This is a genomic window from uncultured Parabacteroides sp., from assembly GCF_947855115.1.
Classification (GTDB): Bacteria; Bacteroidota; Bacteroidia; order Bacteroidales; family Tannerellaceae; genus Parabacteroides.
This window is the reverse complement of the sequence record NZ_CANTZW010000002.1, coordinates 355,132-378,654: the sequence shown is the minus strand read 5'-3', so window position 1 is coordinate 378,654 and position 23,523 is coordinate 355,132. Positions and strand designations below refer to the sequence as shown.

Genomic DNA, 23,523 nt, shown 5'->3' with positions numbered 1-23,523 from the left:
ACCCGCGACCCTAACCTTGGCAAGGTTATGCTCTACCAACTGAGCTACTTCCGCATATACAATCATTTTTTCCTGATTGCGAGTGCAAAGGTAGTGATTTCATCGAAACCACCAAGCCTTTGCGCTATTTTTTTATTGGATTTTTTTGATTAATTCCGTAAATAGTTGTGTCATAACAGATGCCGCTTTATTAGCTGCCACAATAACATCGGCACCATCATTTACAAAGTCATCGGCGAAATGATAGCCTTCATTCGTGATGACGGACATGCCAAATACACGCAAACCTGCATGACGTGCAACGATTACTTCTGGTACCGTACTCATACCGATCGCATCTCCCCCAACCTTTCCATAGAAAGCATATTCAGAAGGAGTCTCGAAAGAAGGGCCTGTCAAACCTACATATACACCTTTCTTTAGCGAGATTGATTGAGAAGTGGCGATCTCTTCTACATAACGGATAAATTCACGATCATAAGCACGAGTCATATCCGGAAAACGAGTTCCGAAATCCTCATTATTGGGACCGATCAATGGGTTTGGCATCATATTGATATGATCCCGGATAATCATCAGGTCACCTACTTTGAATGTATTATTAATACCTCCAGCGGCATTTGATACTAAAAGATTTTTGATTCCCAGGAGTTTCATTACACGTATGGGGAAAGTCACCTGTTGCATAGTGTAACCCTCATAGTAATGAAAACGACCTTGCATAGCCAAGATTTGTTTATTCCCTAGCTTACCGCAAATAAAATTTCCTTTATGCCCTGTAGCGGTAGATTTCATGAAATGTGGGATCTCCGCATAAGGTATTATTATCGGGTCTGTTATTTGATCGGCTAAAGAACCTAAGCCACTACCTAGGATAATGGCAGTTTCCGGATTACCTTCAATTCGACTTGCCAAATAAGTGGCAGCCTCTTGATAGCTGTCGGTTGAGAATTGGCAATTGGTTGTTTGTGATTCGATATTCATATTCGAAATTCTTATTAACGTTTCATTAAATTATAGGCAACTTCTGCGGCCTTCTCCATAATCTCGTCTTCTCCCGGTACCTTCTTATTTTCCATTAATATTTTCCCGTCACAAATAACGGTATCTACACAACTGCCGTTGGCTGCGTATACCAAATTGGAAATAAAATTAAAGTTCGGGGTAAAAACAGGAGTGTTGAGATCTATCAAACATAAATCTGCTAAATACCCCTCTTTGATCCGACCGGCTTTCAAGCCGAACATAGCTGCACCTTCTGTTGTAGCTGCTTGTAACATCTCATTTGCTGTCAGAGCCTCGGGATCTTTTCTCCAAGCTTTTCCTAACAGGGAGGCCAGTTTCATCGCCTCTATCATGTCCAAATTATTGGAGGAAGAACAACCATCCGTTCCCAGTCCCACGGTAATACCTAATTGACGCATTTCTTTAAACTTAAAATGAATACCGGAGGCCAGCTTCATGTTTGAGGCCGGATTATGTACAACTTTCACTCCATGATCCGCAAGCATACGAAGTTCATCATCATCAATATAAATTCCGTGTGCGATGATCAAACGAGGTGATAAGACTCCTAATTTATATAAATAGCGAACGGGAGACAGTCCGAAAAGTCTGATTGAATTCTCAACCTCACCTTCTGTTTCTGCCAAATGCATATGAATCGGGATATTATGTTCCATGGCGAATTGATGGCACCATTGCAATAATTCCCCGGATACCGTGTAAATGGCATGTGGGCCTAGGGCATATTGGATACGTTTACTATATCCGTTCACCTCCTCAAGTAATTTTTCGTTATGACGTTTGCATTTCTCTGCCAGATCCGGTTGGAAGTGATCAAAGCAAACACCCGCTATCATGCCACGTAACCCCATTTCTTCAGTAGCATCTGCCGTTCCTCGGAATTTATGATACATATCCAAAAAGGTGGTCGTACCACTTTTTATCATTTCCAAGCAGGCTAATTTCGTTCCCCAATATACATCCTCACGAGTCATTTTCGCCTCATTGGGCCAGATTTTTTGCTCAAGCCACGGCATAAGTGGCATATCATCACCAAAGCCACGAAATAAAGTCATAGCGGCATGTGTATGAGCGTTTACGAAACCGGGAATGACGGCCTTACGGTTACCATCCAATATCTTATCGGCAGGAAAAGACAATCCCTCCCCTATTTGCTTGATCTCTTTCCCTTCGATATAGATATCAATTGTTCTATCGTTAAACAGGACATTTTTTATTAATATACTCATCTTTTTTATTCTTATTTATATAAACGGTAGAATTCCGCAACCGATTCGATTCCTTTGAAGAATATATCCAATTCCTGGCTCTCGTTGGGTGAATGGATCGCATTCTGTTCCAAACCGAATCCCATAAGTACGGTCTTGATACCCAATACCTGCTCGAATGTAGAGATAATAGGAATACTACCTCCTCGGCGAACCGCCAGCGGTTTTTTACCAAACGCAATACCGACTGCTTTTTCCGCTGCTTGATAAGCTGGTAAATCAATAGGACAAACATATCCTTGCCCACCATGACTGGGCGTAACTTTCACTTTAACATAAGGCGGGGTCACACGGGCTATATATTCTTCAAACATTTGGGAGATCTTGGCATGATCTTGATGCGGAACCAAACGAGTGGAAACCTTGGCATAAGCTTTTGATGGTAATACCGTTTTGCTTCCTTCTCCCGTATATCCACCCCAAATACCACAGATATCAAATGAAGGACGGCAACTATTACGTTCTAATGTTGAATAGCCTTTCTCTCCGAAAAGAGCATCTACTTCAATCGCTTTCTTGTATTTTTCCTCATCGAATGGGATTTGGGCGATCATTTCCCGCTCAACGGAAGAAACATCCTCCACGTCATCATAGAAGCCTGGGATCGTGATACGTCCGTCTGCATCGGTAATATCTGCCATCAATTTACAAAGTACGTTGATTGGGTTCGCTACAGCTCCACCAAAATGACCGGAATGTAAATCACGATTCGGGCCCGTTACCTCTATTTCCCAGTAAGCCAAACCACGCAAGCCTGTCGTGAGCGATGGTGTCTCGGCGCTAACCATGCTTGTGTCGGAAACTAGGATTACATCCGCATTCAATAATTCTTTATGTTCCCGGCAAAAATCTTCCAAGCTAGGAGAACCTATTTCTTCCTCTCCTTCAAAAATAAACTTCACGTTACACTGTAGTAAACCTTCTTTAACCGCTGTTTCAAAGCCTTTTACCTGAATCATTCCTTGTCCTTTATCATCGTCCGCTCCACGAGCCCAAATGCGTCCGTCCCGGATTTCCGGTTCGAAAGGTTCGCTTTTCCACAGTTCCAGAGGTTCAGCAGGCATTACGTCATAGTGAGCGTAAACTAATACGGTCGGAGCATTGGGGGATACCATTTTCTCGGCATAAACAACAGGGTTTCCTTTTGTTGGCATTACTTCGGCTTTGTCTGCACCGGAAGATAGTAGAATTTCTGTCCAACGTTGAGCGCATGCCAACATGTCAGGTTTATTCTCATGCTTGGCGCTAATTGACGGAATACGAATGAGGGAAAATAATTCCTCTAGAAAACGATCTTTATTGGATTCGATATAAGATTTTACTGACATAATATTTTATTTATCGGGTTTATAAAATCATTAGCAAATATAATGAAACTGATAGGTATTACAATCATTCCCATAACATTTTAGCATACTATTTTATGATATGCTAAGATGTTATGGGAACAAAAAACGATAAAGTAAACCCACTTATTTTATAATGTATACTTGCCTATCCCATGATCCATTTTGCCCGTTCACCTAATATACGGTACATGAACCATGTAAATGCCCATGAGATGATGAAGATCAAGACAGCCATTATTGGTACTTGCAGAGGTATCGGTAAATCAAATTTCCCAATTAGGATAAATACCGGCCCTACCACGAAATAATGCACGATATAAATTCCGAAACCGTATTTAGATATTTTCGATAATCTTTTAGCTATAAGCGTATTATTAATACGCACCTTTTGAAGGAGAAGGAATACGGCAGCTGTCATCAAGGCTACATTCGGACTACAGAAAGTAAAGAACAACTCCATATCTAATTCTGTTGCCTCGGGATTCGCCGCAGCCGAGCTGAATCCGCTGAAGGTTATAGCATAACCTACAATAAACATGACGGCACAAATAGCGATGGTTTTCCAAATATTCCAATTATTACCCTGTTTTAAATAATGTCCCAATAAAAGATATCCGTTGAATCCGGCGAAATAATAGAACATACCGAATTGATTCCATGTCGCTTCCCCATATAAATATTTACTGATATAGGCAGACATATAAGGCAAGAATAAAGATATAAACCATATCCCTAAAAAGACCTTCTCTTTGGAACGATCCGCTTTCTCGATCCATGCGGAAAAGAATGGCATATATAAATATAATCCTATGAGTAAATAGATATACCACATATGGTTTTCCTTAAAACTGAAATTGAATGGGATCATAGCGATATCTTTCAATGCGTCGGATAAAGACTGCGACTCATTTCCTTGCACATAGCAAAAAAACTCGCCTATTATTTCTTTGGGTAAACCTAATAATCCTGTAACCCAGGGAAATATATTATATAATACAGACCATATTAAAAAAGGAAATAAAACCCTGTATATTCTCTTTTTATAGAAAATACTCAAGGATTGTTCTCGTATAGGCAACAATAAAAGTCCGGTCATCATAACGAAAAGAGGAACAGATGGCCGTAAAAGAGAACCATAGACTGCGGCCCAATGCTTATATTCCGGCAAGCTTCCTAGTGTAGGTGAGATGTAGAAAGGATCGATACAATGTACCCCAATAACCATCAACATGGCTACTGTCCTTATTACGTCAAGCCATACGATATGTGGCTGTGTTGTCGTGTTATTCATGGATTTATATGTTAAAATTAAAAGATGAGTTGCAAAGGTAGAACTTTGTATGCAAAAGTTATTTATCTTTATTGTTAATTTATTGTATCACATAGTATGCTTAAACGAATTGTTATTATTGGTGCCACTTCAGGTATTGGTTATGAGGTTGCTAAGATTTATTGGAAACGAGGATATCAATTAGGATTAGCCGGTCGGCGACTGGATAGATTAGAGATGTTTCGTAGGCAAGATCCGGAACATATCCGGATAAAGCAGTTGGATGTGACTGCCGAGGATGCCGCAGATCGTTTAGACGAGTTAATCCGTGATTTGGGAGGGATGGATATCTTCCTGCTTAGTTCAGGAATCGGTAGCCAAAATAAATACTTAGATACTTCCATAGAACAAGCTACGATACAGACGAATGTGACAGGATTTACACGCATGGTACTAGCTGCCTATCGTTATTTTTCCTATCAAGGTGGCGGGCATATATCTGTAATCAGCTCCATTGCCGGAACCAAAGGGTTAGGTGTCGCCCCCTCCTACTCGGCTACCAAACGGTATCAAAATATTTATATAGACGCTTTAGCCCAACTTTCCTGTATGGAGAAACAGCACATTATATTTACGGATATCCGTCCGGGATTTGTTCGTACGGATTTATTGAAAGACGGAAGAAATTATCCTATACTGATGTCTCCCCAATACGCCGCCTTGCGTATCGTTAACGCTATAGACCGGAAAAAGAGAAGGGCGATCATCGATTGGAAATACGCTATCCTTGTCTTTTTCTGGCGACTGATCCCTGAATGGCTTTGGGAGCAGCTGCCGATACGGAATTAGGATCGGATATGTTAGAGTTAGAGGTTCATCATTTTTACTTCTACATTAGATTCTCTCTTGCGCCGGCAGCATGTTGAAGGATTGCGCCGACTATCTGGCAATTATCCAATTCATCACAATCGCCACATGTATTAAAGCCTTTTCCGGATGCACATTTGCGTATTTCACAATAATCACTGCAATACGCAAATTTCACTCCGTCCGCACGACACCCCATACAGTTTATTGTTGCGGCTGTAATTTCGGACGCATTGTTCATGGCACTCCACTTTTGGGCGGTTTTTTCTCTTAACTCATCATCATTCTTAACTGTGGCTATGCGGGCATCGCAATTTTCGCAATCTAATCCGCAACAGGCTATCAATTGTCTCATTATTTAGTTATCTATTTATTTTCTTTATTTCTGTCCTTACTTTTACTTTTCGGTGAAAGTAATAAAAATTTCTACCTTTGCGTCCAATTACTAATTTTTTAATCTATACAGATGGGTTTATTTATTAAGAAGCCTTTAGCGGATTTGATGACTGAGGTAAATGAATCGGGCAATAAATCGCTAAAGCGTATCCTTGGCCCGTGGAGTCTGATCGCCTTGGGTGTCGGTGTTATTATCGGTGCCGGATTGTTCTCCATTACGGGTGCGGTAGCCGCCGGATATACGGGGCCTGCTATTACTTTATCTTTCGCTATCGCAGCTCTGGGCTGTTGTTTTGCCGGGTTATGTTATGCTGAGTTCGCTTCCATGATTCCGGTGGCAGGTAGCGCATACACTTACTCATACGCTACAATGGGTGAGTTGATCGCTTGGATTATCGGTTGGGATTTGGTACTTGAGTACTGTGTGGCCGCTACGACCGTTAGTATAAGTTGGAGTCGATATTTGGTCGTTTTTCTGGAAGGATTCGGAGTATATTTGCCGCAAGCTTTGACGGCCTGTCCTTGGGATGGTGGTATCGTAAATATCCCGGCTTTTATGATTGTAGTATTGATGAGTATTTTATTGATACGAGGGACGAAAGGTAGTTCTATTTTCAATGGAATCATTGTATTTCTAAAAGTATCCGTGGTATTGGTATTTGTCGCTTTAGGATGGAAATATATTCGTATGGAGAATTATATACCTTATATCCCTGCTAATACAGGGACTCTAGGTGAGTTCGGTTTCTCCGGTATCTTACGAGGAGCAGCTATTGTATTCTTTGCTTTCCTTGGTTTCGATGCTGTAAGTACCGCAGCGCAGGAAACCAAGAATCCAAAACGAGATATGCCGATCGGGATCTTAATGTCGTTGGTTGTTTGTACCATATTGTATATGTTGTTTGCCCATGTGATGACCGGAGTGGTGCATTATTCTGCTTTTGCTGGCCAGAATGGAATCGCTCCCGTAGCGATCGCTATTGATCATATGGGGCAAATGGACGCTTCCGGTGTGATCCGTCCGGATTACCCCTGGATGAACCGGGCAATTGTGGTAGCTATTTTACTAGGATACTGCTCGGTGATCATGGTAACATTATTAGGACAAAGTCGTGTGTTCTTGAGCATGAGCCGGGATGGGTTACTTCCTCCCCTATTTTCTCATATCCATGAGAAATTCCGTACGCCGGCACGAAGTAATTTCTTGTTTATGCTATTGGTTGGTACATTGGCGGCTTTCGTTCCAGCGAGTGTAGCGGGTGAGATGTGCAGTATCGGGACCTTGTTTGCCTTTACATTGGTTTGTGCCGGGGTATTGATTGTCCGTAAGACAATGCCAGACGTTCCCCGGTCTTTTAAGACTCCATTGGTTCCGTTCGTACCTATCGCTGGTATCATAACTTGTCTGGTGATGATGCTTTTCCTTCCGGCCGATACATGGATTCGTTTGGTATTATGGATGCTAATAGGTCTGGATATATATGTCTGCTATGGTATCAAACACAGCAAACTCGAATATATGCAGAAACATCGTTCAGGAGAGGCCACATTGGATATGATCGGTATCACTTTATCCGTGCTTTGCGTGATTACCGGGCTTTGGCACCAGCAAACTGTAGGATGGAGTGAGAGCAAGGTCTTGTTGATTATCTCGTTCGTATTCGCTTTCACGCATCTAGCATTCTATCTTTATAGACTTGGGAAGCAGTTTACAGGTCTTACCCATTCGTGATTTACACGACTAGTCGCATGAGCTATCGAGACTAGTCCCGATGTCAACGCCAGTAGTGGTGAAGGTCGATATGATTACTCGCATAAGCCTTCACCACTACTGGCATATTATACCGCTTTCTTTTATACGATTTATCGGATTTTAACTCTTAAAAGTAAACCTCTTGTTCATCATAAAATTAACGGCTCCGTAAACGAAAAGCCCGAGGAACTGGCCAAGATATTCATTTAGATCGATCACCTCCACCATTAAAAGCAAGAATATGAATTGAGTAGCATAAGCGCAGCCAAAAGCGATTAGAAATAAAGGAATCTCTTTCCAGAAATTACCTTTCCCGGAAGAAAAGACCCAGTATTTACTCCAAAAGAAATTATTCACCAAGGCAGCCACATATCCAGCCATGTTCGACCACAAATAATTACAATCCAGAATATCCATTAATATCCAGATTACCAATGCGGTGATCATAGCGTTAGAAGAACCTACAATGGCGAAACGAAGAATACGAACAGATTCCTTCATGCTGTTAATTATACGTTTCGAATGACAAATATACGGGTTTGAAAGCAAAAAAACATGATTTTTGTTGAAAATGAAATCTTGTAAGCTAAAGAGAATCCCCGTTTACGAATTTCCCGAGAAAGGAATCCTAGAAATTGTCCCCTGTGGAAATCCCCATGTTTCTCTCTGTGATCCATCCGTTCATCCTATAAAAATCCGGTTCTTGTAGACATGGCAGATATTGATTTTAAAAATGAGCTTTGCAACAAATAGTGTACGGATAAGATGTACTATATTTGCAAAGAGACAAAGAATGAATGATATGGAACGATTGGATGTTTTCGATTGCTCGAATGTTCTTATAGCGAGCTACTTCACCAATGATCGAGGTTGTGCCCATGAGAACCGTGAGCATACACTTATATATATTTGTTCCGGAGAGTTGGAGATAGAAGAACGTGGCACGACAACCGTGTTACATGAAGGAGATTGTGCTTTTATGCGACGTGATAACCGGATGTGGTTACAGAAGAAAGTAGAGGAAGGTAAACCTTATCGTTCTATCGTGTTGAAATTCTCGAAAGCTTTTCTCCGGGAATTTTATCAAACGCTCGACTGGCGACTGATTCCGAAAGAGTCTAAACGAGAAAAGGAGAGTTTGCGTGTATTACCGAACAAACGTCCTGATATCCGAAGTCTTTTCGAGTCGGTCATTCCCTATTTCGATATGGGAGAAAAACCATCGGAAGAGGTGTTGAAATTAAAGATGATCGAAGGGGTATATGTTTTGCTCAATACAGATAAAAGCTTGTATGCCTCGCTATTCGATTTCGTAGAACCGTGGAAAATTGATATTCTCGATTATTTAAATGAGAATTATATGTACGACCTTTCGATGGAAGAAATAGCGAGTTACACAGGGCGTAGCCTGGCTACCTTTAAACGGGATTTTGCCAAGGTGAGTGACCTGACTCCGAGGAAATGGATCATTCAACGTCGTCTGGAAACGGCTCATGATCTGATTCGATCAGGGAAAAAGAAAGTCACGGAGGCTTGCTTTGACGTAGGTTTTAAGAACCTGTCTCATTTTTCCAAGATTTATAAAGAGACTTATGGTGCCTCGCCATCATCCCATCCATGAGCTTTATAACAAAGAAGTTTGAGCTAAGGAACAAAGAACTTCTGTATATGGAAACCTACCTTTGCTTCATAATAAAAAAGGATAGGTATGGAAGAGAATAATAAAAAGAACAATGGTCGTCGTAGCTTTTTGAAAGTGGCTACATTTGCAAGCGCAGCGTTAGCCGTGCCAAGTGGATTTAATAAGGTATTTGCTTTCGATACCAGACAGGCAAGGACAACTCCAACAAATAATAGCACACCCTATGTCACGGAACACCGGACATTAGGCACGGGCAATGCCGCTTTTGAAGTGTCTGCGCTTGGATTCGGCGTAATGGGTATGACTTATAATCGTAGTCAACACCCCGACAAGAAGGAGTGTATCCGTTTGCTTCATGAAGCGGTAGATCGAGGCGTAACGCTTTTCGACACAGCGATAATCTATGGCCCGCTGACTAACGAGTTACTAGTGGGTGAAGCGTTATCGGAATTCAAGGGAAAGATAAACGTAACCACTAAATTTGGCCATGAGGTGATTGATGGCAAGGGTACAGGGCGCCAAGATAGTCGTCCGGCTACAATTCGTCGTTATTGCGAAGAGTCACTTCGCCGGTTACGTATAGATTCTCTCCCTATGTTCTATCAGCATCGTTTCGATCCGAATGTCTCTGCCGAGGAAGTCGCTTCGGTTATCGCTGATCTGATGAAAGAAGGCAAAGTACAACGTTGGGGGATGTGTGAAGTGAGTACCGAGACAATTCGAAAAGCCCACGCCGTATGCCCATTGACGGCTATTCAAAGCGAATACCATTTGATGCATCGTTTGGTGGAAACAAATGGTGTGTTAGAAACCTGTCGAGAACTGGGGATCGGCTTTGTTCCGTACAGCCCGATCAATCGAGGCTTCCTTGGTGGCTGCATTAATGAATACACTCGTTTCGACCCGGACAACGATAATCGGCAGACATTACCGCGCTTCCAACCGGAAGCCATTCGTGCCAATACACGTATCGTGAATGTTTTGCAAGCCTTTGGTCGCAAACGGGGCATGACCTCGGCACAGGTGGCATTGGGTTGGTTATTGCAAAAAGCGCCATGGATCGTACCGATTCCGGGAACGACGAAGTTATCGCACCTTGAAGAAAACCTGCGTACATTGGAACTTACTTGTACGCCGGAGGAATGGAAAGAGCTAGAGGATACCGTAGCGGCAATTCCGGTAATTGGGGATCGTTATAATGCGGAGCAACAAAAACAAGTTGGTCATTGATTAAGACATTTGCATCTATTTTATACGAATTCTCCCTATATTTGTACCGTACTTTTATCAAGTACGTAACATTTTTAAATAATTATGAGTATGATTAGACTAAATGTATTTATTCAAGTAAGTGCGGAAAATCGTTCAGCCGCATTGGAGATAGCAAAAGAATTGGTTGAAAAATCTTTGAAAGACAATGGCTGTATCGCTTATGATATTTTCGAGAGCGCTACTCGTAGCGATGTGTTGATGATTTGTGAGACGTGGAAAGACGCTGAGTCTTTATCTGCTCACGAAAAAGCGGAGCATTTCGTAACATTGGTTCCTAAATTGCAAGAATTAGGAGCGATGAAGCTTGAGAAGTTTACTTTTTAAGAGGAATCTTATATAGGCCCGGAATATGCTAAAAAAAACATAGTTATGATTTTTTCAATTCATGATAATGAATAAAAGAAAACATAACTATGTTTTTTAAATGTTATCGTTCGTTGATGGAAACATATTTCTTATCGTCTAAAACGTTCTTGTAAGCCGGACGGATAATACGTTTTCCGTCAAAGTTCAACTCTTCGATACGGTGAGCGGTCCAGCCCACGATCCGAGCCATGGCGAATAGAGGTGTATAGATTTCCTGTGGCAAACCAATCATTTCATAAACGAATCCGGAATAGAAATCCACGTTCGAGGAAACCCGTTTCTTGGTTCCTTTATGCTTAGCGAAACATTCGATCGCTCTTTCCTCTAGCAACTCTAGGAAGGTAAATTCCTCTGAGCGTCCTTTCTCTTTTGCCAGATCACGAGCCAGTTCCTTTAATACAACCGCACGGGGATCGGAAATCGTATAGACCGCATGGCCGATACCATAGATCAAACCGGTCTTGTTATAAGCCTCTTTGTTCAGCATCCGCATGAAATAAGTATCAATCTCATCCACGTTCTTCCAATCCGCGATATTCTCTTTCAAATGATGAAACATATCTACAACTTGGATATTAGCTCCTCCGTGCAACGGACCTTTTAAAGAACCGATCCCGGCTGCGATAGCTGAGTACGTATCCGTTCCCGTAGAGCTAGTGACACGTACTGTGAACGTGGAGTTATTACCACCGCCATGTTCTGCTTGCAATACCAAGAGCAAATCCAACGTACGTGCGTCCAGATCCGTGAAATCACGTTTCAGCATGTGAAGGAAATTTTCCGCGATTGATAAGTTCTCGTGCGGATGACGGATATGCAAGGAACGTCCCTGTGTACTATGACGATAGATATTATACGCATAAGCGATAATCGTCGGGAACTTAGAGATCAATTCAATTGATTGACGCATTAAATTATCTCGTGAGGTATCATCAGGATTTGTGTCGAAGGTATACATTTCCAATACGCTACGAGCCAGTATATTCATAATGTTCTGCCCTTCCAGATCCAGGATATTCATCTTGGTCTTTTGCTCCAAAGGCATGTTATCGTTCAACAGTTCTTTAAAAGCTGATAATTCCTCTTTGTCAGGGAGTTTGCCGGAAAGCAATAAATAAGCCACTTCCTCGAAACCGAACCGTTTCTCCTTGATGAAATCACGTGCTAAATCCTCTACGTCGTACCCCCTATAGAATAATTTACCGGGGATCGCTTTTAGACCACCCTCTGGCAAGCGCTCGTATCCTACTACATTACCAATCTGGGTCAATCCAACCAACACGCCGCTACCATCCTCGTTACGAAGACCACGTTTCACGTTATACCTCGGAAAAAGCTCATTGTCAATTTTGCAAGCCTCTCTAGCGGCCTCGGACAATTTGTAGATCAAATATTCTTTCTTCAACATGATTATACTAATTTAATTGTTTTGATAATAGAAATGATACGATCACCAAATTCCTTGGTGCCCAGAGATTTGCCGTTCGGCATGAAACGAGCCAAGTCATGAGTGGCTTCTCCGGCAGAGAAAGCCTGCTCCATAGCGGACGTAATCAGGTTAGCCGCATCGCTCCATCCCATATATTCCAGCATCATCACGGATGATAATAATAAGGAAGAGGGGTTCACAAGATTCTTTCCCGCAATATTAGGAGCGGTTCCATGCGTAGCTTCGAAGATCGCATGACCACTGTTATAATTGATATTAGCGCCGGGAGCGATACCTATGCCCCCTACCATCGCCGCCAATTGATCGGAGATATAATCGCCGTTCAGGTTCAAAGTAGCGATCACGGAGTATTCTTCCGGAATTAATAGCGTGTTTTGCAAGAAAGCATCGGCTATGACATCCTTGATAATGATCTTACCGGCCTTTGATACTTCCGCTAAAGCGGTGTTGGCCGCTTCCTCGCCCTGTTCTTTCTTGATTTTCTCATATTGAGGCCATGTAAAAGTGAGATCCGCGAACTCCCGTTCCGCTAAAGCGTATCCCCATAGTTTGAAACCACCTTCCGTGAATTTCATAATGTTGCCTTTGTGTACCAAAGTCACGCTAGGCAATCGATGTAATATCGCATATTCTATAGCGGCACGTACCAGACGTTCCGTGCCTTCCACGGAAACCGGTTTGATACCGAAAGAGGAAGTTTCCGGGAAACGTACTTTCTTCACTCCCATTTCCTCAGTGAGGAACTTCAATAACTTTTGTGCCTCCGGAGTCCCTTGTTGCCATTCGATACCGGCATAGATATCTTCCGTATTCTCACGGAAAATATACATATTCACTTTCTGTGGTTCCTTTACCGGCGATACGACTCCTTTGAACCAACGAACCGGACGGAGACAAACATATAAGTCCAAAGTCTGACGGAGGGCCACATTTAATGAACGGATACCTCCACCAATCGGAGTTGTCAACGGTCCTTTAATTCCGACAATGTATTCACGAAATGCCTCCATGGTCTCATCGGGAAGCCAGTTTCCGGTTTGCTTAAACGCCTTTTCTCCGGCTAAGACCTCTTTCCATTCGATGGAACGGGTTCCGTTGTAAGCTTGCTTAATGGCTGCGTTTACTATCTTCTGGCTAACGGGAGTGATCTCAGGCCCCACTCCATCTCCTTCAATATAAGGGATCGTCACATGATCCGGAACGAAAATATGATTACCTTTCTTTGTTATCTTACTCATGATATCAAGATTTTTTTGTTTGTCTTAGTGAGTTGTATTTAAAGCGGAACCCGCTTTGAACCATTTAATTTGTAAATCATTATACGTATGATTTACCGGGAACGATTCTTGTGTACCATCCGCATGAAGAAGAACGGCTGTCAACGGTTTACCCGGCTGGAAATCTTTCAATCCGATGATCGAGATATGGTCATTCTCACGGATCTTGCTATAATCCTCTTTATCGGCGAAAGTCAATGCTAACATTCCTTGTTTCTTCAAGTTTGTCTCGTGGATACGGGCGAAACTCTTGGCAAGGATCACTTTTACGTTTAGGAAGCGGGGTTCCATGGCCGCATGTTCCCGGGAAGAGCCTTCACCATAGTTTTCTTCCGCTACGACGATCGAGGAAATACCATTTGCCTTGTATTGTTTCGCTACGGCAGAGACTGCCTCGTACTCATTGTTCAACTGATTCAATACAGAGTTTGTCTTCCCGTTGAAAGCATTTACGGCGCCCATCAACATATTATCCGATATATTTTCCAAATGCCCGCGGAAACGTAACCATGGACCAGCCATTGAGATATGATCCGTTGTACATTTACCTTCAGCCTTGATAAGAAGAGGCATATCCGTGAAATCCTCTCCGTCCCAAGGAGCGAAAGGCTTTAATACCTGTAGGCGGTTGGATTCCGGATGGATGTTCACCGCAACGTTCTTACCCGTAGGTGCCAGATAGCCGTTATCTTTTACATCGAAACCTTTCGGCGGGAAATCCGTGCCTTCCGGTTCTTTCAGTTTCACTTCCTTGCCATCCTCTGTCTTCAAGGTATCGGTCAAGGGATTGAAACATAGATCGCCTGCGATGGTCAAAGCCAAAGTCAGTTCCGGGGATGCGACAAAAGCATGTGTATTCGGATTACCGTCCGCACGTTTAGCGAAGTTTCGATTAAAGGAAGTGACGATTGAGTTCTTACGGGTATTATCATCCGTATGGCGTTTCCATTGTCCGATACAAGGACCGCAGGCATTCGCCATAATAGTTGCGCCAATCCGTTCGAAATCACCGATAATGCCATCTCTTTCCGCTGTATAGCGGATTTGCTCGGAACCTGGGTTGATGATCAATGGTGCCGCTACCGGTATCTTATTGTCATAAGCTTGGCGGGCGATAGATGCCGCACGGCTCAGATCTTGGTAAGAAGAGTTGGTACAGGAACCGATTAACCCGACCTCCATCTTGCGGGGATAGCCATTCGCTTTTACTTTCGCGGCAAACTCCGAGATAGGTGTAGCCGCGTCCGGCGTGAACGGACCGTTGATATGCGGTTCCAACTCGGAAAGGTTTATAACGATTACACGATCGTAGAACTTATCAGGCTCGGCACGAACGTCCATATCCGCTTCCAGATACTCACCGATAGCTTCGGCCCAACTCGCTACCTCGTCACGTCCCGTGGCACGAAGATATTGAGCCATCGTACGATCGAAGGGGAATAAGGAAGTAGTCGCTCCTACCTCGGCACCCATATTACAGATCGTCGCTTTTCCGGTCGCTGAGATTGAGGAGGTACCCGGACCGAAATACTCGATGATAGCGTTCGTTCCACCTTTTACGGTCAAGATGCCCGCTAACTTAAGAATCACGTCCTTCGGTGAGGCCCAGCCGCTCAAACTTCCAGTCAACTTAACACCGATCAGTTTCGGCATCTTCAATTCCCATTCCATTCCGGTCATGACATCCACAGCATCGGCCCCTCCTACTCCGATAGCGACCATTCCGAGTCCTCCGGCATTCGGGGTATGCGAATCTGTTCCTACCATCATACCGCCGGGGAACGCATAATTCTCCAATACCACTTGATGAATGATACCTGCCCCGGGTTTCCAGAAACCGATCCCATATTTCTCAGAGACCGATTTCAAGAAATCATAGACCTCGCTATTACTTTTGGTAGCCGTGTCTATATCCGTCTTGGCTCCCATATTCGCCTGAATCAAATGGTCGCAATGCACGGTAGCCGGTACAGCGGATTTCTCTTTCCCGGCGTTCATGAATTGTAAAAGCGCCATTTGAGCGGTGGCATCTTGCATAGCCACACGGTCGGGACGGAAATTCACATAATCCTCACCTCTTCTGAAAAGGCGGGTCGAACTTTCATCGTATAGATGCGCATATAAGATTTTCTCGGCCAAGGTCATTGGGCGACCACCGATACGTTCACGGGCTGTGTCTACTCTTTTGGGGAAATTCGCATAGAAATTTCTAAGCATGTCAATGTCGTACACCATATTCATATTCGTTTTTTTGTTGAAGCCTTTCGCAAATATATTTATCTATAACCAGCTAAAATGTAATAAAGAAGACATCTGCCAGTGAATCCTTGTTTTTATTATCAACAAATATATAATATAATGAGATACAATTTGTTTGATAATTTCTATGAGGCTATAGAGATTATTTATACTCTTTCCATCTTTGGGCATAACTATGCAAAATAGATGCGATACCCTTCCCGATCCGAACATAATCTTCTCGTTTAAGATTGGCTAGAGATACCCGGATAGACCACTCGGGAGCATCAAAGCCTCCTCCATTCAATAAAACCAAGGAAGTTTCCTGTGCCAGACGGAAAACGACATCCAGAGGTTCGTAATTCTTTTTTAGATATTCCACGAAATCGTCCCCGTAGAATTTCTTAGCCCAGACAAGCATATCGATCTCGCTATAATATCCCGCACGCAAAGGGTCGTCCAATAAGGTGAATCCGGTGCTTTCCCACAATGTGTGTAAACGCTCGCGGATCATATCCTGCATCCTTTTCTTATAGGTATTTTCCGTATCTAATAAGGCGAACGACGCAAACAGAGACATTTGTGTTTGTTGTGGTAAGGAAAGACCGGCCGTATGATTCAAGGCTACTTGGCGACTATCGGCTACCATACGGTCAATGAAACGGATATCTTCGGGATGTAAGGATAGGCTGCTATATCGTTTTTTCAGAAGTTCCTGTTTATCTGTGGGCAATTCACGGATCATCCGGTCGTAAATATTATCTTGATGTAAAGCGATTACCGCCAATCTCCATCCGGTTGCTCCAAAATATTTGGAGAAAGAGTAGACACATAGCGTATTCTCCGGTAACTCGGCCATTATCGAGCGAAAATGCGGAATAAATGTCGCATACACATCATCCGTAATGATCATAAGGTTGGGATTGTCGTTTCGTACGATCTCAACGATCCTATTCATCAATGTTTTTGTCAATCCATATGAAGGTGGATTACTCGGGTTTGTTATGAAAGCGGCTTTCACGCTAGGATCTCTCAGGACATCTAAATCCTTTTCTTGGTATTGCCACGTGTGATAACCGTCTTTTGTCATCTTCAAGGCTTTTATCTCTATGACATCAAAAAGATAACGAGCCTGTTCCGGAATCTCTATATAAGGAGTGAATACCGGAGCGAAAAGAACGATCTTGTCTCCCCTATTCAACAAGAAATTCTGTTGCAAGGAATCGAAGATGTAACACATGGCGGCGGTTCCACCCTCGGTAGCGAAAAGGTCGAATACTCCCTTGGGGGGCCGGTTATCACATAATTCTTGATTTAAATAATCCCGCACGAGTATTTCCGTATGTTCTAAGATACGATCGGGAACCGGATATTGATCGCCAATGATACCTTCAGCCCATTCGTGTACAAGCTCATTTTCATCTACTCCTTTTCCCGTGACCAGATATTCGTAGGTTTCCCTCAATAAAGTAGCGCCGGGAGATTGCGCATGTTTCTTTAGAAACTGTACGAAACGAGACGCGATCCTTTTCCGGTTGGGAACTCCTGCGGCTCCGGCCATTTCATCCGCTAATTCTGTTTCCCGTTGGCATTCCTCCAAAGCGAACTGTCCTAATAAGAAGAATGCCTCCCGGGGAACCGTACTGATCCAGTTTGGATTTCCCCTTCCTGCGTTTAACATGATGTGCGTACTTTTACGGGCGCTTTCATCTGCCAACTCTATCAAGATGTTCTTTAGCTCGAAAGGGCTAATCTCCGACATCTTTTTCTCATATTCTCTAGTGATCTGTATTTTCTTCTTTTCCATACATTATATATATTACATGATTAGTACGATAACGACACCCCAGATAATCAATAAAGTATTACCCACCGCATAGGTAACGGTATAGCCCAAGGCTGGAGTCTCACTTCCTACGGCATCTTCCACCGCTCCTAACGCCGCGGTTGTCGTACGTGAACCCGCCGTACAACCTAAAGTGATAGCCGGATGAAACTTAAAAACGTAACGTCCCATCAGGATTCCTATGATAAGCGGGATAGATGTCGCCAAAGCGCCGATAATAAATAAACTTACACCTACTTCCTTCAATCCGGTCACAAAACTGGGCCCCGCCGTGATACCAACCACAGCGATAAACATATTTAATCCCAGATTATTCAATATCCAGACGGAAGGTTCCGGTATACGTCCGAATGTCGGATGTTTGGAACGAAGCCATCCAAAGACAAGCCCGGCTATCAAAGCGCCGCCACTTGTACTCAAACTAATCGGAACACCTCCGAAATGGATTGCGAGCGAACCTAGGATTCCCCCTAAGAAAATACCGATACCCACGAAGATTAAATCTGTCTGATTGGTTGGACGATCGGGATATCCTAAAGTCGTAGCCGCCTTATTCACCTCCGGTTTCATGCCTACCAATTCCAGCATATCTCCGGAATCTATCACCGTAGCGGCCAAGACCGGGATATTGATACCCGCACGCTTTATGGATTTGATGCTAACACCATGCATAAAGGATTGATTACGTAAATAGCAGACCTTTTTCCCCACGTATTCTTTATGGATCACTAAAACGGGTAATGTCTCTGCCGGAAAATCGAGTAGCTCTATGTCATTGACCTCGTCACCAATCCAATTCTCCTCTCCGATCACGAATTCACGGCGCCCGCTTAAGACAACCTCATTTCCGGTATGTAAAACCAAATCCGGTTTAACATCGGTCACTACGTTATTGACACGGACACGCTCCACAAACAAATGCCGTCCTAACCGGTCTAGATATTCCTCCAACTGCTTTACGCTTTTACCTTCCTTGAACCATTCATTACTGATCTTATACGCCCGGAAAGTTACGGTACGGGCGGCTGGCATAAAACCCGGTTGCTCACTCTCATCGTTACTTCCCATTTTGGCCTCTAACTCTTTACATGCTTTTTTCACATGGTCGAGCCCTCCTAAAAGACGTGGTCCGATATCACTTACCAGCCATGCGGACCCTGCCGTTCCGAAAATATAAGTTACCGCATAGGCCACGGGCATTACGTTTACCATAGCGCTTTTATCCGTATCGCTAATATTCATCTGTCCGATCGTATCCTCGGCAACTCCTAATACCGCCGACATCGTCTGGGAACCCGCCAATAATCCCGCAGCCTCGCCTGCGTTATATCCCATAAGTTTCGCCAGCAAAAAAGGAGCGATTAAACAAAATATACACATGACGGCGGCGAAAAGCATTTGAGGAAGACCTTCTTTTTTTAATCCCCGAAAGAATTGCGGCCCTACGCTATATCCTACGGCAAAAAGGAACATCAAGAAAAAGACGGACTTTAACGGTCCGCTTATATCGATTTTCAATTGCCCGATTAATACACCAACCAATAATACGCTGGTAACCGTTCCCAGCGTGAATTTTTTTATCTTAAACTTGCCAATCCAGAAACCGAGAGCTAAGGTTATAAAAATAGCTAGCTCCGGATAATGTTGAAGTAAATTAGTTATCCATTCCATATCTATTTATTTGATGTTAAACAAAAAAGATGCTATTGGAACATGGATTCTTTGAAATATGTTGTTATTTTTCGAGATTATTTATATAAATTTGCGACCGCTTAGGTGATAAAGTCTGTCTTCCGACAACTTTATAAAAGGGAATCCGGTTAGAATCCGGAACAGTGCCCGCTACTGTGAAGCTCTTGAAAAGGAAAGCGTTCCGCTATGCCACTGTCTTATTAAAGATGGGAAGGCTGCTTTCCAAGCCAGTCAGGAAACCTGCCAAGCGAAATAAAGATTAATTCCTCCCGGGGCCAGGAGTAATTAAGATGATAGAAGTATCACCAATATCTACATGTTTTTCGGAGACAAAATAATACTTTGTCTCAAGGGATTGATATGTATTCTAACTATTAATATATTTATATGATGACAAAACATTTACTATCTTTTTTCTTGCTAATTATCAGCATTACTTGCCATGCGCATGGTGGTGAGAATTTCGTGGCTTCTGATTTGTTCGGCTCTTTACAGCCGGGTGATAAACCTGCCTTGCTGATGGTACATTTTGGAACGACTCATGATGATACCCGCGCCTTGACAATCGACGTGATCAATCAAAAAGCGAAAGAAGCATTCAAAGAGGTTGAAGTACGTGAAGCATGGACCTCTCGTATTGTAATGCGCCGCTTAAAAGCCCGCGGCATAGAGAAACTAAACCCGATCGAGGCTTTGGAAAAATTAAAAGCCGATGGTTATACACATATCTTGATCCAATCCACGAATATAATCGAAGGTATTGAGATGGAGTCTTTACGTAAGGATGTTGCCCGGATGAAGTCTTCTTTCAAGGAAATCCGTATCGGCAACCCTTTATTGTATACACCGGAGGATTATGAGGCGGTAATCGCCGCTATCACAAAAAATGGGGCGAAAGAAGGTGCTACTTTATTGGTAGGTCATGGTACTTATACTCCGGCGACAGCCCAGTATGCCATGTTGGATTATATGTTGAAAGAGAAGGGGTTCAAGAACTATTCCGTAGGAACCATTGAAGGTTATCCTTCCTTTGATACAATGGAAGCGCAAGTAAAGGCAAGTGGGGCGAAGAAAGTCTTGTTGATGCCATTTATGTTTGTTGCCGGAGACCATGCGAAAAACGACATCGCCGGTGACTGGAAAGAGGATCTGGAAAAGAAAGGTTACGAGGTAAGCGTCTTTATGGAAGGCTTGGGACAGAATCCGGATATCCAGAAAATTTTTATCGAACACGCCCGGTTTATAGCCAAACATAAGATGATCGATATCGTTGATAAGAAAAAAGCTTATGCGGTAGAAAAGGATTAAAAGAAGTTATCCCCATTTATATTTTATTTTCTCTCGGAAGAAAAAGAAATTTCTTTCGAAAAGGATTTTATGTGTCTATAAATAGCAAATATAATTATAAATAAATGAAAAGAGTTTTAACGATTTTACCGCTGACAGCTTTATGTATCAGCACGATGCAGGCGCAACACAAGAAGGAATACACAAATTTCGCCGACACGACATTTAATATTCAAGAAGTCGTAGCGACCGCCGCACGCAAACATCATCCACAAATCACGAAGTTGGATGTACCCATGAAATATCTTCCTATTTCTATCAATAGCGTTACGGCGAGCAGCCTGGAATTACGTGGTATCCGTAATATTCAAGATGCGGTACGCTTTATGCCCGGTGTACGATTCCAAACAACCTATGGCGCATTCCAGCAACTATCTATTCGCGGTTTCGATCATTCTATCATGATGATAGATGGCATACGCGATGAACGTTCAGCTATAAATAACTCTTATCCTGTACCCGATCTGTCATGTATCGAGTCTATTGAGCTATTGAAAGGACCGGCTTCTGTGCTTTACGGACACTCAGCTGTAGGTGGAACCTTGAATATCGTCCGCAAATCCCCTTCGGAGAAGCAAAGTGTCAATGCGCGGCTGGCATACGGAAGTTACGAGAATAAAGAGGCTACGCTTGGTATGGGCGGTAAATTAGTCGGTCCGGTCAATTACTACGCGAATGTCAATTTTTCCGATCAAGAGGGTTGGCGCGATAATGGCAATCGTCGCTTTTCCGGTTATCTGGCATTGCAGGCTAAAATGACGGAACGTGACATATTGGATGTTCGCGGAGGTTTTAACCGCGACTTTTACGGGACAGAGATCGGTCTTCCCGATTTAATGGCGAATGATGTGTATAACGCACAGACGGGAGAGTTGTATCTCCACAAAAATGATATGTTACCGGGGCTTGACCGTGAGGCTCGCTATAATAACGAGTCCGATTTCATGAAGAATCATGCTTGGAACGTATCTGCGCAATATACACATATCTTTGGAAATGGCGCAAAATTGACGGATCGCCTTTCTTTCAATAACGATGATATCAACTATTTTGGAACGGAAGCTCTCGACTATCTTGAAAGTGACGATCCTATCTATGATCATTATTACATGAAAGACGGACAGAAAAAATATATCTGCTTAGACAGTGTATACCTTTCTTTCCCGCTTCGTTTCTCTCATATCTCCAAGACTGTCGCCAATACGTTGGAGTTAAGCGGTAAATTCAATACAGGCGAGATAAAGCATACTTATATGGGAGGTTACTCTTTCGTAGCTTTAAACCGTACAAGCTATACCGGATACCAATTAGGGGACGACGTTCAAGGACCGGGACTCTATTCACATGTTTCCGTCTACGATCCGCATAGTATGGGATATATGACGAGCAAATTCTCTAAGGCAACGGTTACGCATCATTATTCCAACAGCCTTTATCTTCAAGATATGGTTGAGTTCAGTGAACAGTGGAAGGTATTAGCCGCTTTACGTTACGACTTTTTCCGCTATATGTCCGCTAGTGCCACAACTCCTACCGGACGACGTGAGTATGAGGAACATTCAGGTTTCAATATGGTAAAGAACAAGGCGTTGACCTATCGCTTCGGAGCGGTCTATTTGCCCCATCCGAATACATCCATCTATGCCTCTTTCGCTTCTTTCTTCAAGCCGATCCGTACGTTCTATCAAGATAATGTCATTTATGTGGGAGGAGACGGAGAGCGCTTCGAGCCAGCCCGCAACGAGGAAGTATTCAAGCCAGAGAAAGGTTACCAAGCCGAGGTTGGTCTTAAATATCAGTTGAGCAATATCTTAAGTGCCAACGCCAGCGTGTTCTATATCCGAAAGATGAACAGTACGGCTACATTGACCAATAATTATCAAGTAGAAGTAAACGGAGAGACTACCACGATGAGCGTAATCGGGCAAGTTGGCGTACAAGATTCCAAGGGTTTTGATTTTGATGTCACTCTTTCTCCGGTAAGCACTTTAGCGTTAACTATCGGTTATGGATTAAACGATTCCAAGATCCGGGAGATGAAAGAGGTAAAAGATCCGGAATTAATCGAGGCTATTTATGGTAATAAGCCAGACGAGACGAAGCAACAATTGAACAGCCAAGAAGGAAATTGGCAGAGCAACGTGCCGAACCAGACCTTCTACGCATACGGTAGTTACACTATCCCGCGGGGAGTCTTCAAGAATCTGGAGTTTCACTTGAGTAGCAGCTATACCGGTAAGGTATATCGCAATACATCAAACAATTCTTGGTTTGATCCGTATTGGGTAACTGATTTCGGTATGTCTTATCTATTGAATAATAACGTCCATCTTACATTCAACTTGAATAACTTGTTTGACAACAATTATTATAACCAAGCGCTCGGACAACAGATGGTACCAAGTATGCCTCGTAATTTCCAAGTGGCTATTTCTTATACATTATAATAAACATAACATACACT

18 protein-coding genes and 1 riboswitch are annotated in these 23,523 nt (G+C 43.0%); of the genes, 7 read left to right on the top strand and 11 right to left on the bottom strand.

The genetic code is table 11. The features are described from left to right. Window positions 1-132: 132 nt before the first annotated feature. The 4 genes from Q0110_RS03290 to Q0110_RS03275 form a co-directional block, all read right to left on the bottom strand. The gene (locus tag Q0110_RS03290; protein ID WP_297902431.1) at window positions 133-984 is read right to left on the bottom strand and encodes a purine nucleoside phosphorylase I, inosine and guanosine-specific; all 852 of its coding nucleotides are present in this window, start codon (window positions 982-984) and stop codon (window positions 133-135) included. Window positions 985-998: 14 nt separating this feature from the next. Further along, complete coding sequence (locus tag Q0110_RS03285; RefSeq protein WP_297902428.1) at window positions 999-2,255, bottom strand: amidohydrolase; 1,257 nt, start codon at window positions 2,253-2,255, stop codon at window positions 999-1,001. 11 nt (window positions 2,256-2,266) lie between these two features. Next, window positions 2,267-3,622, bottom strand: coding sequence for a dipeptidase (locus Q0110_RS03280; RefSeq protein WP_297902425.1), 1,356 nt, complete (start codon window positions 3,620-3,622; stop codon window positions 2,267-2,269). Window positions 3,623-3,788: 166 nt separating this feature from the next. After that, window positions 3,789-4,934 carry an acyltransferase gene (locus tag Q0110_RS03275; protein ID WP_297902422.1) on the bottom strand — a complete coding sequence of 382 codons (1,146 nt, stop codon included), beginning with the start codon at window positions 4,932-4,934 and terminating at the stop codon, window positions 3,789-3,791. A 96-nt stretch (window positions 4,935-5,030) separates the two neighbouring features. On the opposite strand from Q0110_RS03275, the gene Q0110_RS03270 reads away from it, so the two are divergent. Continuing rightward, entirely contained in the window at window positions 5,031-5,762 is a 732-nt protein-coding gene (locus Q0110_RS03270; RefSeq protein WP_297902420.1) for an SDR family NAD(P)-dependent oxidoreductase, read from the top strand. Between the two features lie 40 nt (window positions 5,763-5,802). Here the strand turns inward: Q0110_RS03270 and Q0110_RS03265 are convergent, their stop codons facing one another. Continuing rightward, window positions 5,803-6,135: a DUF3795 domain-containing protein gene (locus tag Q0110_RS03265; protein WP_297902417.1), complete on the bottom strand. Its 333-nt coding sequence runs from the start codon at window positions 6,133-6,135 to the stop codon at window positions 5,803-5,805. A gap of 111 nt (window positions 6,136-6,246) precedes the next feature. Here Q0110_RS03265 and Q0110_RS03260 point away from each other — a divergent pair, with 111 nt between their 5' ends. Continuing rightward, window positions 6,247-7,908 (top strand): amino acid permease, encoded by a 1,662-nt coding sequence (locus Q0110_RS03260; protein WP_297902414.1) that lies wholly within the window; start codon window positions 6,247-6,249, stop codon window positions 7,906-7,908. Between the two features lie 141 nt (window positions 7,909-8,049). Here Q0110_RS03260 and Q0110_RS03255 read toward each other — a convergent pair whose 3' ends face one another. Then, on the bottom strand, window positions 8,050-8,430 hold the full coding sequence (locus Q0110_RS03255; protein ID WP_297902406.1) for a GtrA family protein: 381 nt from the start codon (window positions 8,428-8,430) through the stop codon (window positions 8,050-8,052). 301 nt (window positions 8,431-8,731) lie between these two features. Here Q0110_RS03255 and Q0110_RS03250 point away from each other — a divergent pair, with 301 nt between their 5' ends. The 3 genes from Q0110_RS03250 to Q0110_RS03240 all read left to right on the top strand — a co-directional run bounded on the left by Q0110_RS03250 (window position 8,732) and on the right by Q0110_RS03240 (window position 11,167). Continuing rightward, window positions 8,732-9,550, top strand: coding sequence for an AraC family transcriptional regulator (locus Q0110_RS03250; RefSeq protein WP_297902403.1), 819 nt, complete (start codon window positions 8,732-8,734; stop codon window positions 9,548-9,550). 87 nt (window positions 9,551-9,637) lie between these two features. Next, on the top strand, window positions 9,638-10,801 hold the full coding sequence (locus Q0110_RS03245; RefSeq protein ID WP_297902400.1) for an aldo/keto reductase: 1,164 nt from the start codon (window positions 9,638-9,640) through the stop codon (window positions 10,799-10,801). 90 nt (window positions 10,802-10,891) lie between these two features. Next, entirely contained in the window at window positions 10,892-11,167 is a 276-nt protein-coding gene (locus tag Q0110_RS03240) for a putative quinol monooxygenase (RefSeq protein ID WP_297902397.1), read from the top strand. Between the two features lie 103 nt (window positions 11,168-11,270). On the opposite strand, the gene Q0110_RS03235 is transcribed toward Q0110_RS03240, so the two are convergent. The 5 genes from Q0110_RS03235 to aspT all read right to left on the bottom strand — a co-directional run bounded on the left by Q0110_RS03235 (window position 11,271) and on the right by aspT (window position 19,691). After that, on the bottom strand, window positions 11,271-12,614 hold the full coding sequence (locus Q0110_RS03235) for a citrate/2-methylcitrate synthase (RefSeq protein ID WP_297902473.1): 1,344 nt from the start codon (window positions 12,612-12,614) through the stop codon (window positions 11,271-11,273). A 5-nt stretch (window positions 12,615-12,619) separates the two neighbouring features. Next, on the bottom strand, window positions 12,620-13,897 hold the full coding sequence (icd, locus tag Q0110_RS03230) for an NADP-dependent isocitrate dehydrogenase (RefSeq protein ID WP_297902394.1): 1,278 nt from the start codon (window positions 13,895-13,897) through the stop codon (window positions 12,620-12,622). A 24-nt stretch (window positions 13,898-13,921) separates the two neighbouring features. Then, complete coding sequence (locus Q0110_RS03225) at window positions 13,922-16,171, bottom strand: aconitate hydratase (protein WP_297902391.1); 2,250 nt, start codon at window positions 16,169-16,171, stop codon at window positions 13,922-13,924. 166 nt (window positions 16,172-16,337) lie between these two features. After that, window positions 16,338-17,981 (bottom strand): bifunctional aspartate transaminase/aspartate 4-decarboxylase, encoded by a 1,644-nt coding sequence (locus Q0110_RS03220; protein ID WP_297902389.1) that lies wholly within the window; start codon window positions 17,979-17,981, stop codon window positions 16,338-16,340. Window positions 17,982-17,993: 12 nt separating this feature from the next. Further along, the gene (aspT, locus tag Q0110_RS03215; protein WP_297902386.1) at window positions 17,994-19,691 is read right to left on the bottom strand and encodes an aspartate-alanine antiporter; all 1,698 of its coding nucleotides are present in this window, start codon (window positions 19,689-19,691) and stop codon (window positions 17,994-17,996) included. A gap of 86 nt (window positions 19,692-19,777) precedes the next feature. Further along, window positions 19,778-19,975: riboswitch (cobalamin riboswitch) on the top strand. A gap of 127 nt (window positions 19,976-20,102) precedes the next feature. On the opposite strand from aspT, the gene Q0110_RS03210 reads away from it, so the two are divergent. Continuing rightward, the gene (locus Q0110_RS03210) at window positions 20,103-21,020 is read left to right on the top strand and encodes a sirohydrochlorin cobaltochelatase (protein ID WP_297902470.1); all 918 of its coding nucleotides are present in this window, start codon (window positions 20,103-20,105) and stop codon (window positions 21,018-21,020) included. A 104-nt stretch (window positions 21,021-21,124) separates the two neighbouring features. Continuing rightward, window positions 21,125-23,506 (top strand): TonB-dependent receptor, encoded by a 2,382-nt coding sequence (locus Q0110_RS03205; RefSeq protein ID WP_297902384.1) that lies wholly within the window; start codon window positions 21,125-21,127, stop codon window positions 23,504-23,506. Window positions 23,507-23,523 lie beyond the last annotated feature (17 nt).

Coding starts and splice junctions, on each gene's coding strand:
- Q0110_RS03290 (WP_297902431.1), bottom strand. CDS start 984: ATGAATATCGAATCACAAACAACCAATTGCCAATTCTCAACCGACAGC.
- Q0110_RS03285 (WP_297902428.1), bottom strand. CDS start 2,255: ATGAGTATATTAATAAAAAATGTCCTGTTTAACGATAGAACAATTGAT.
- Q0110_RS03280 (WP_297902425.1), bottom strand. CDS start 3,622: ATGTCAGTAAAATCTTATATCGAATCCAATAAAGATCGTTTTCTAGAG.
- Q0110_RS03275 (WP_297902422.1), bottom strand. CDS start 4,934: ATGAATAACACGACAACACAGCCACATATCGTATGGCTTGACGTAATA.
- Q0110_RS03270 (WP_297902420.1), top strand. CDS start 5,031: ATGCTTAAACGAATTGTTATTATTGGTGCCACTTCAGGTATTGGTTAT.
- Q0110_RS03265 (WP_297902417.1), bottom strand. CDS start 6,135: ATGAGACAATTGATAGCCTGTTGCGGATTAGATTGCGAAAATTGCGAT.
- Q0110_RS03260 (WP_297902414.1), top strand. CDS start 6,247: ATGGGTTTATTTATTAAGAAGCCTTTAGCGGATTTGATGACTGAGGTA.
- Q0110_RS03255 (WP_297902406.1), bottom strand. CDS start 8,430: ATGAAGGAATCTGTTCGTATTCTTCGTTTCGCCATTGTAGGTTCTTCT.
- Q0110_RS03250 (WP_297902403.1), top strand. CDS start 8,732: ATGGAACGATTGGATGTTTTCGATTGCTCGAATGTTCTTATAGCGAGC.
- Q0110_RS03245 (WP_297902400.1), top strand. CDS start 9,638: ATGGAAGAGAATAATAAAAAGAACAATGGTCGTCGTAGCTTTTTGAAA.
- Q0110_RS03240 (WP_297902397.1), top strand. CDS start 10,892: ATGATTAGACTAAATGTATTTATTCAAGTAAGTGCGGAAAATCGTTCA.
- icd (WP_297902394.1), bottom strand. CDS start 13,897: ATGAGTAAGATAACAAAGAAAGGTAATCATATTTTCGTTCCGGATCAT.
- Q0110_RS03225 (WP_297902391.1), bottom strand. CDS start 16,171: ATGGTGTACGACATTGACATGCTTAGAAATTTCTATGCGAATTTCCCC.
- Q0110_RS03220 (WP_297902389.1), bottom strand. CDS start 17,981: ATGGAAAAGAAGAAAATACAGATCACTAGAGAATATGAGAAAAAGATG.
- aspT (WP_297902386.1), bottom strand. CDS start 19,691: ATGGAATGGATAACTAATTTACTTCAACATTATCCGGAGCTAGCTATT.
- Q0110_RS03210 (WP_297902470.1), top strand. CDS start 20,103: ATGACAAAACATTTACTATCTTTTTTCTTGCTAATTATCAGCATTACT.
- Q0110_RS03205 (WP_297902384.1), top strand. CDS start 21,125: ATGAAAAGAGTTTTAACGATTTTACCGCTGACAGCTTTATGTATCAGC.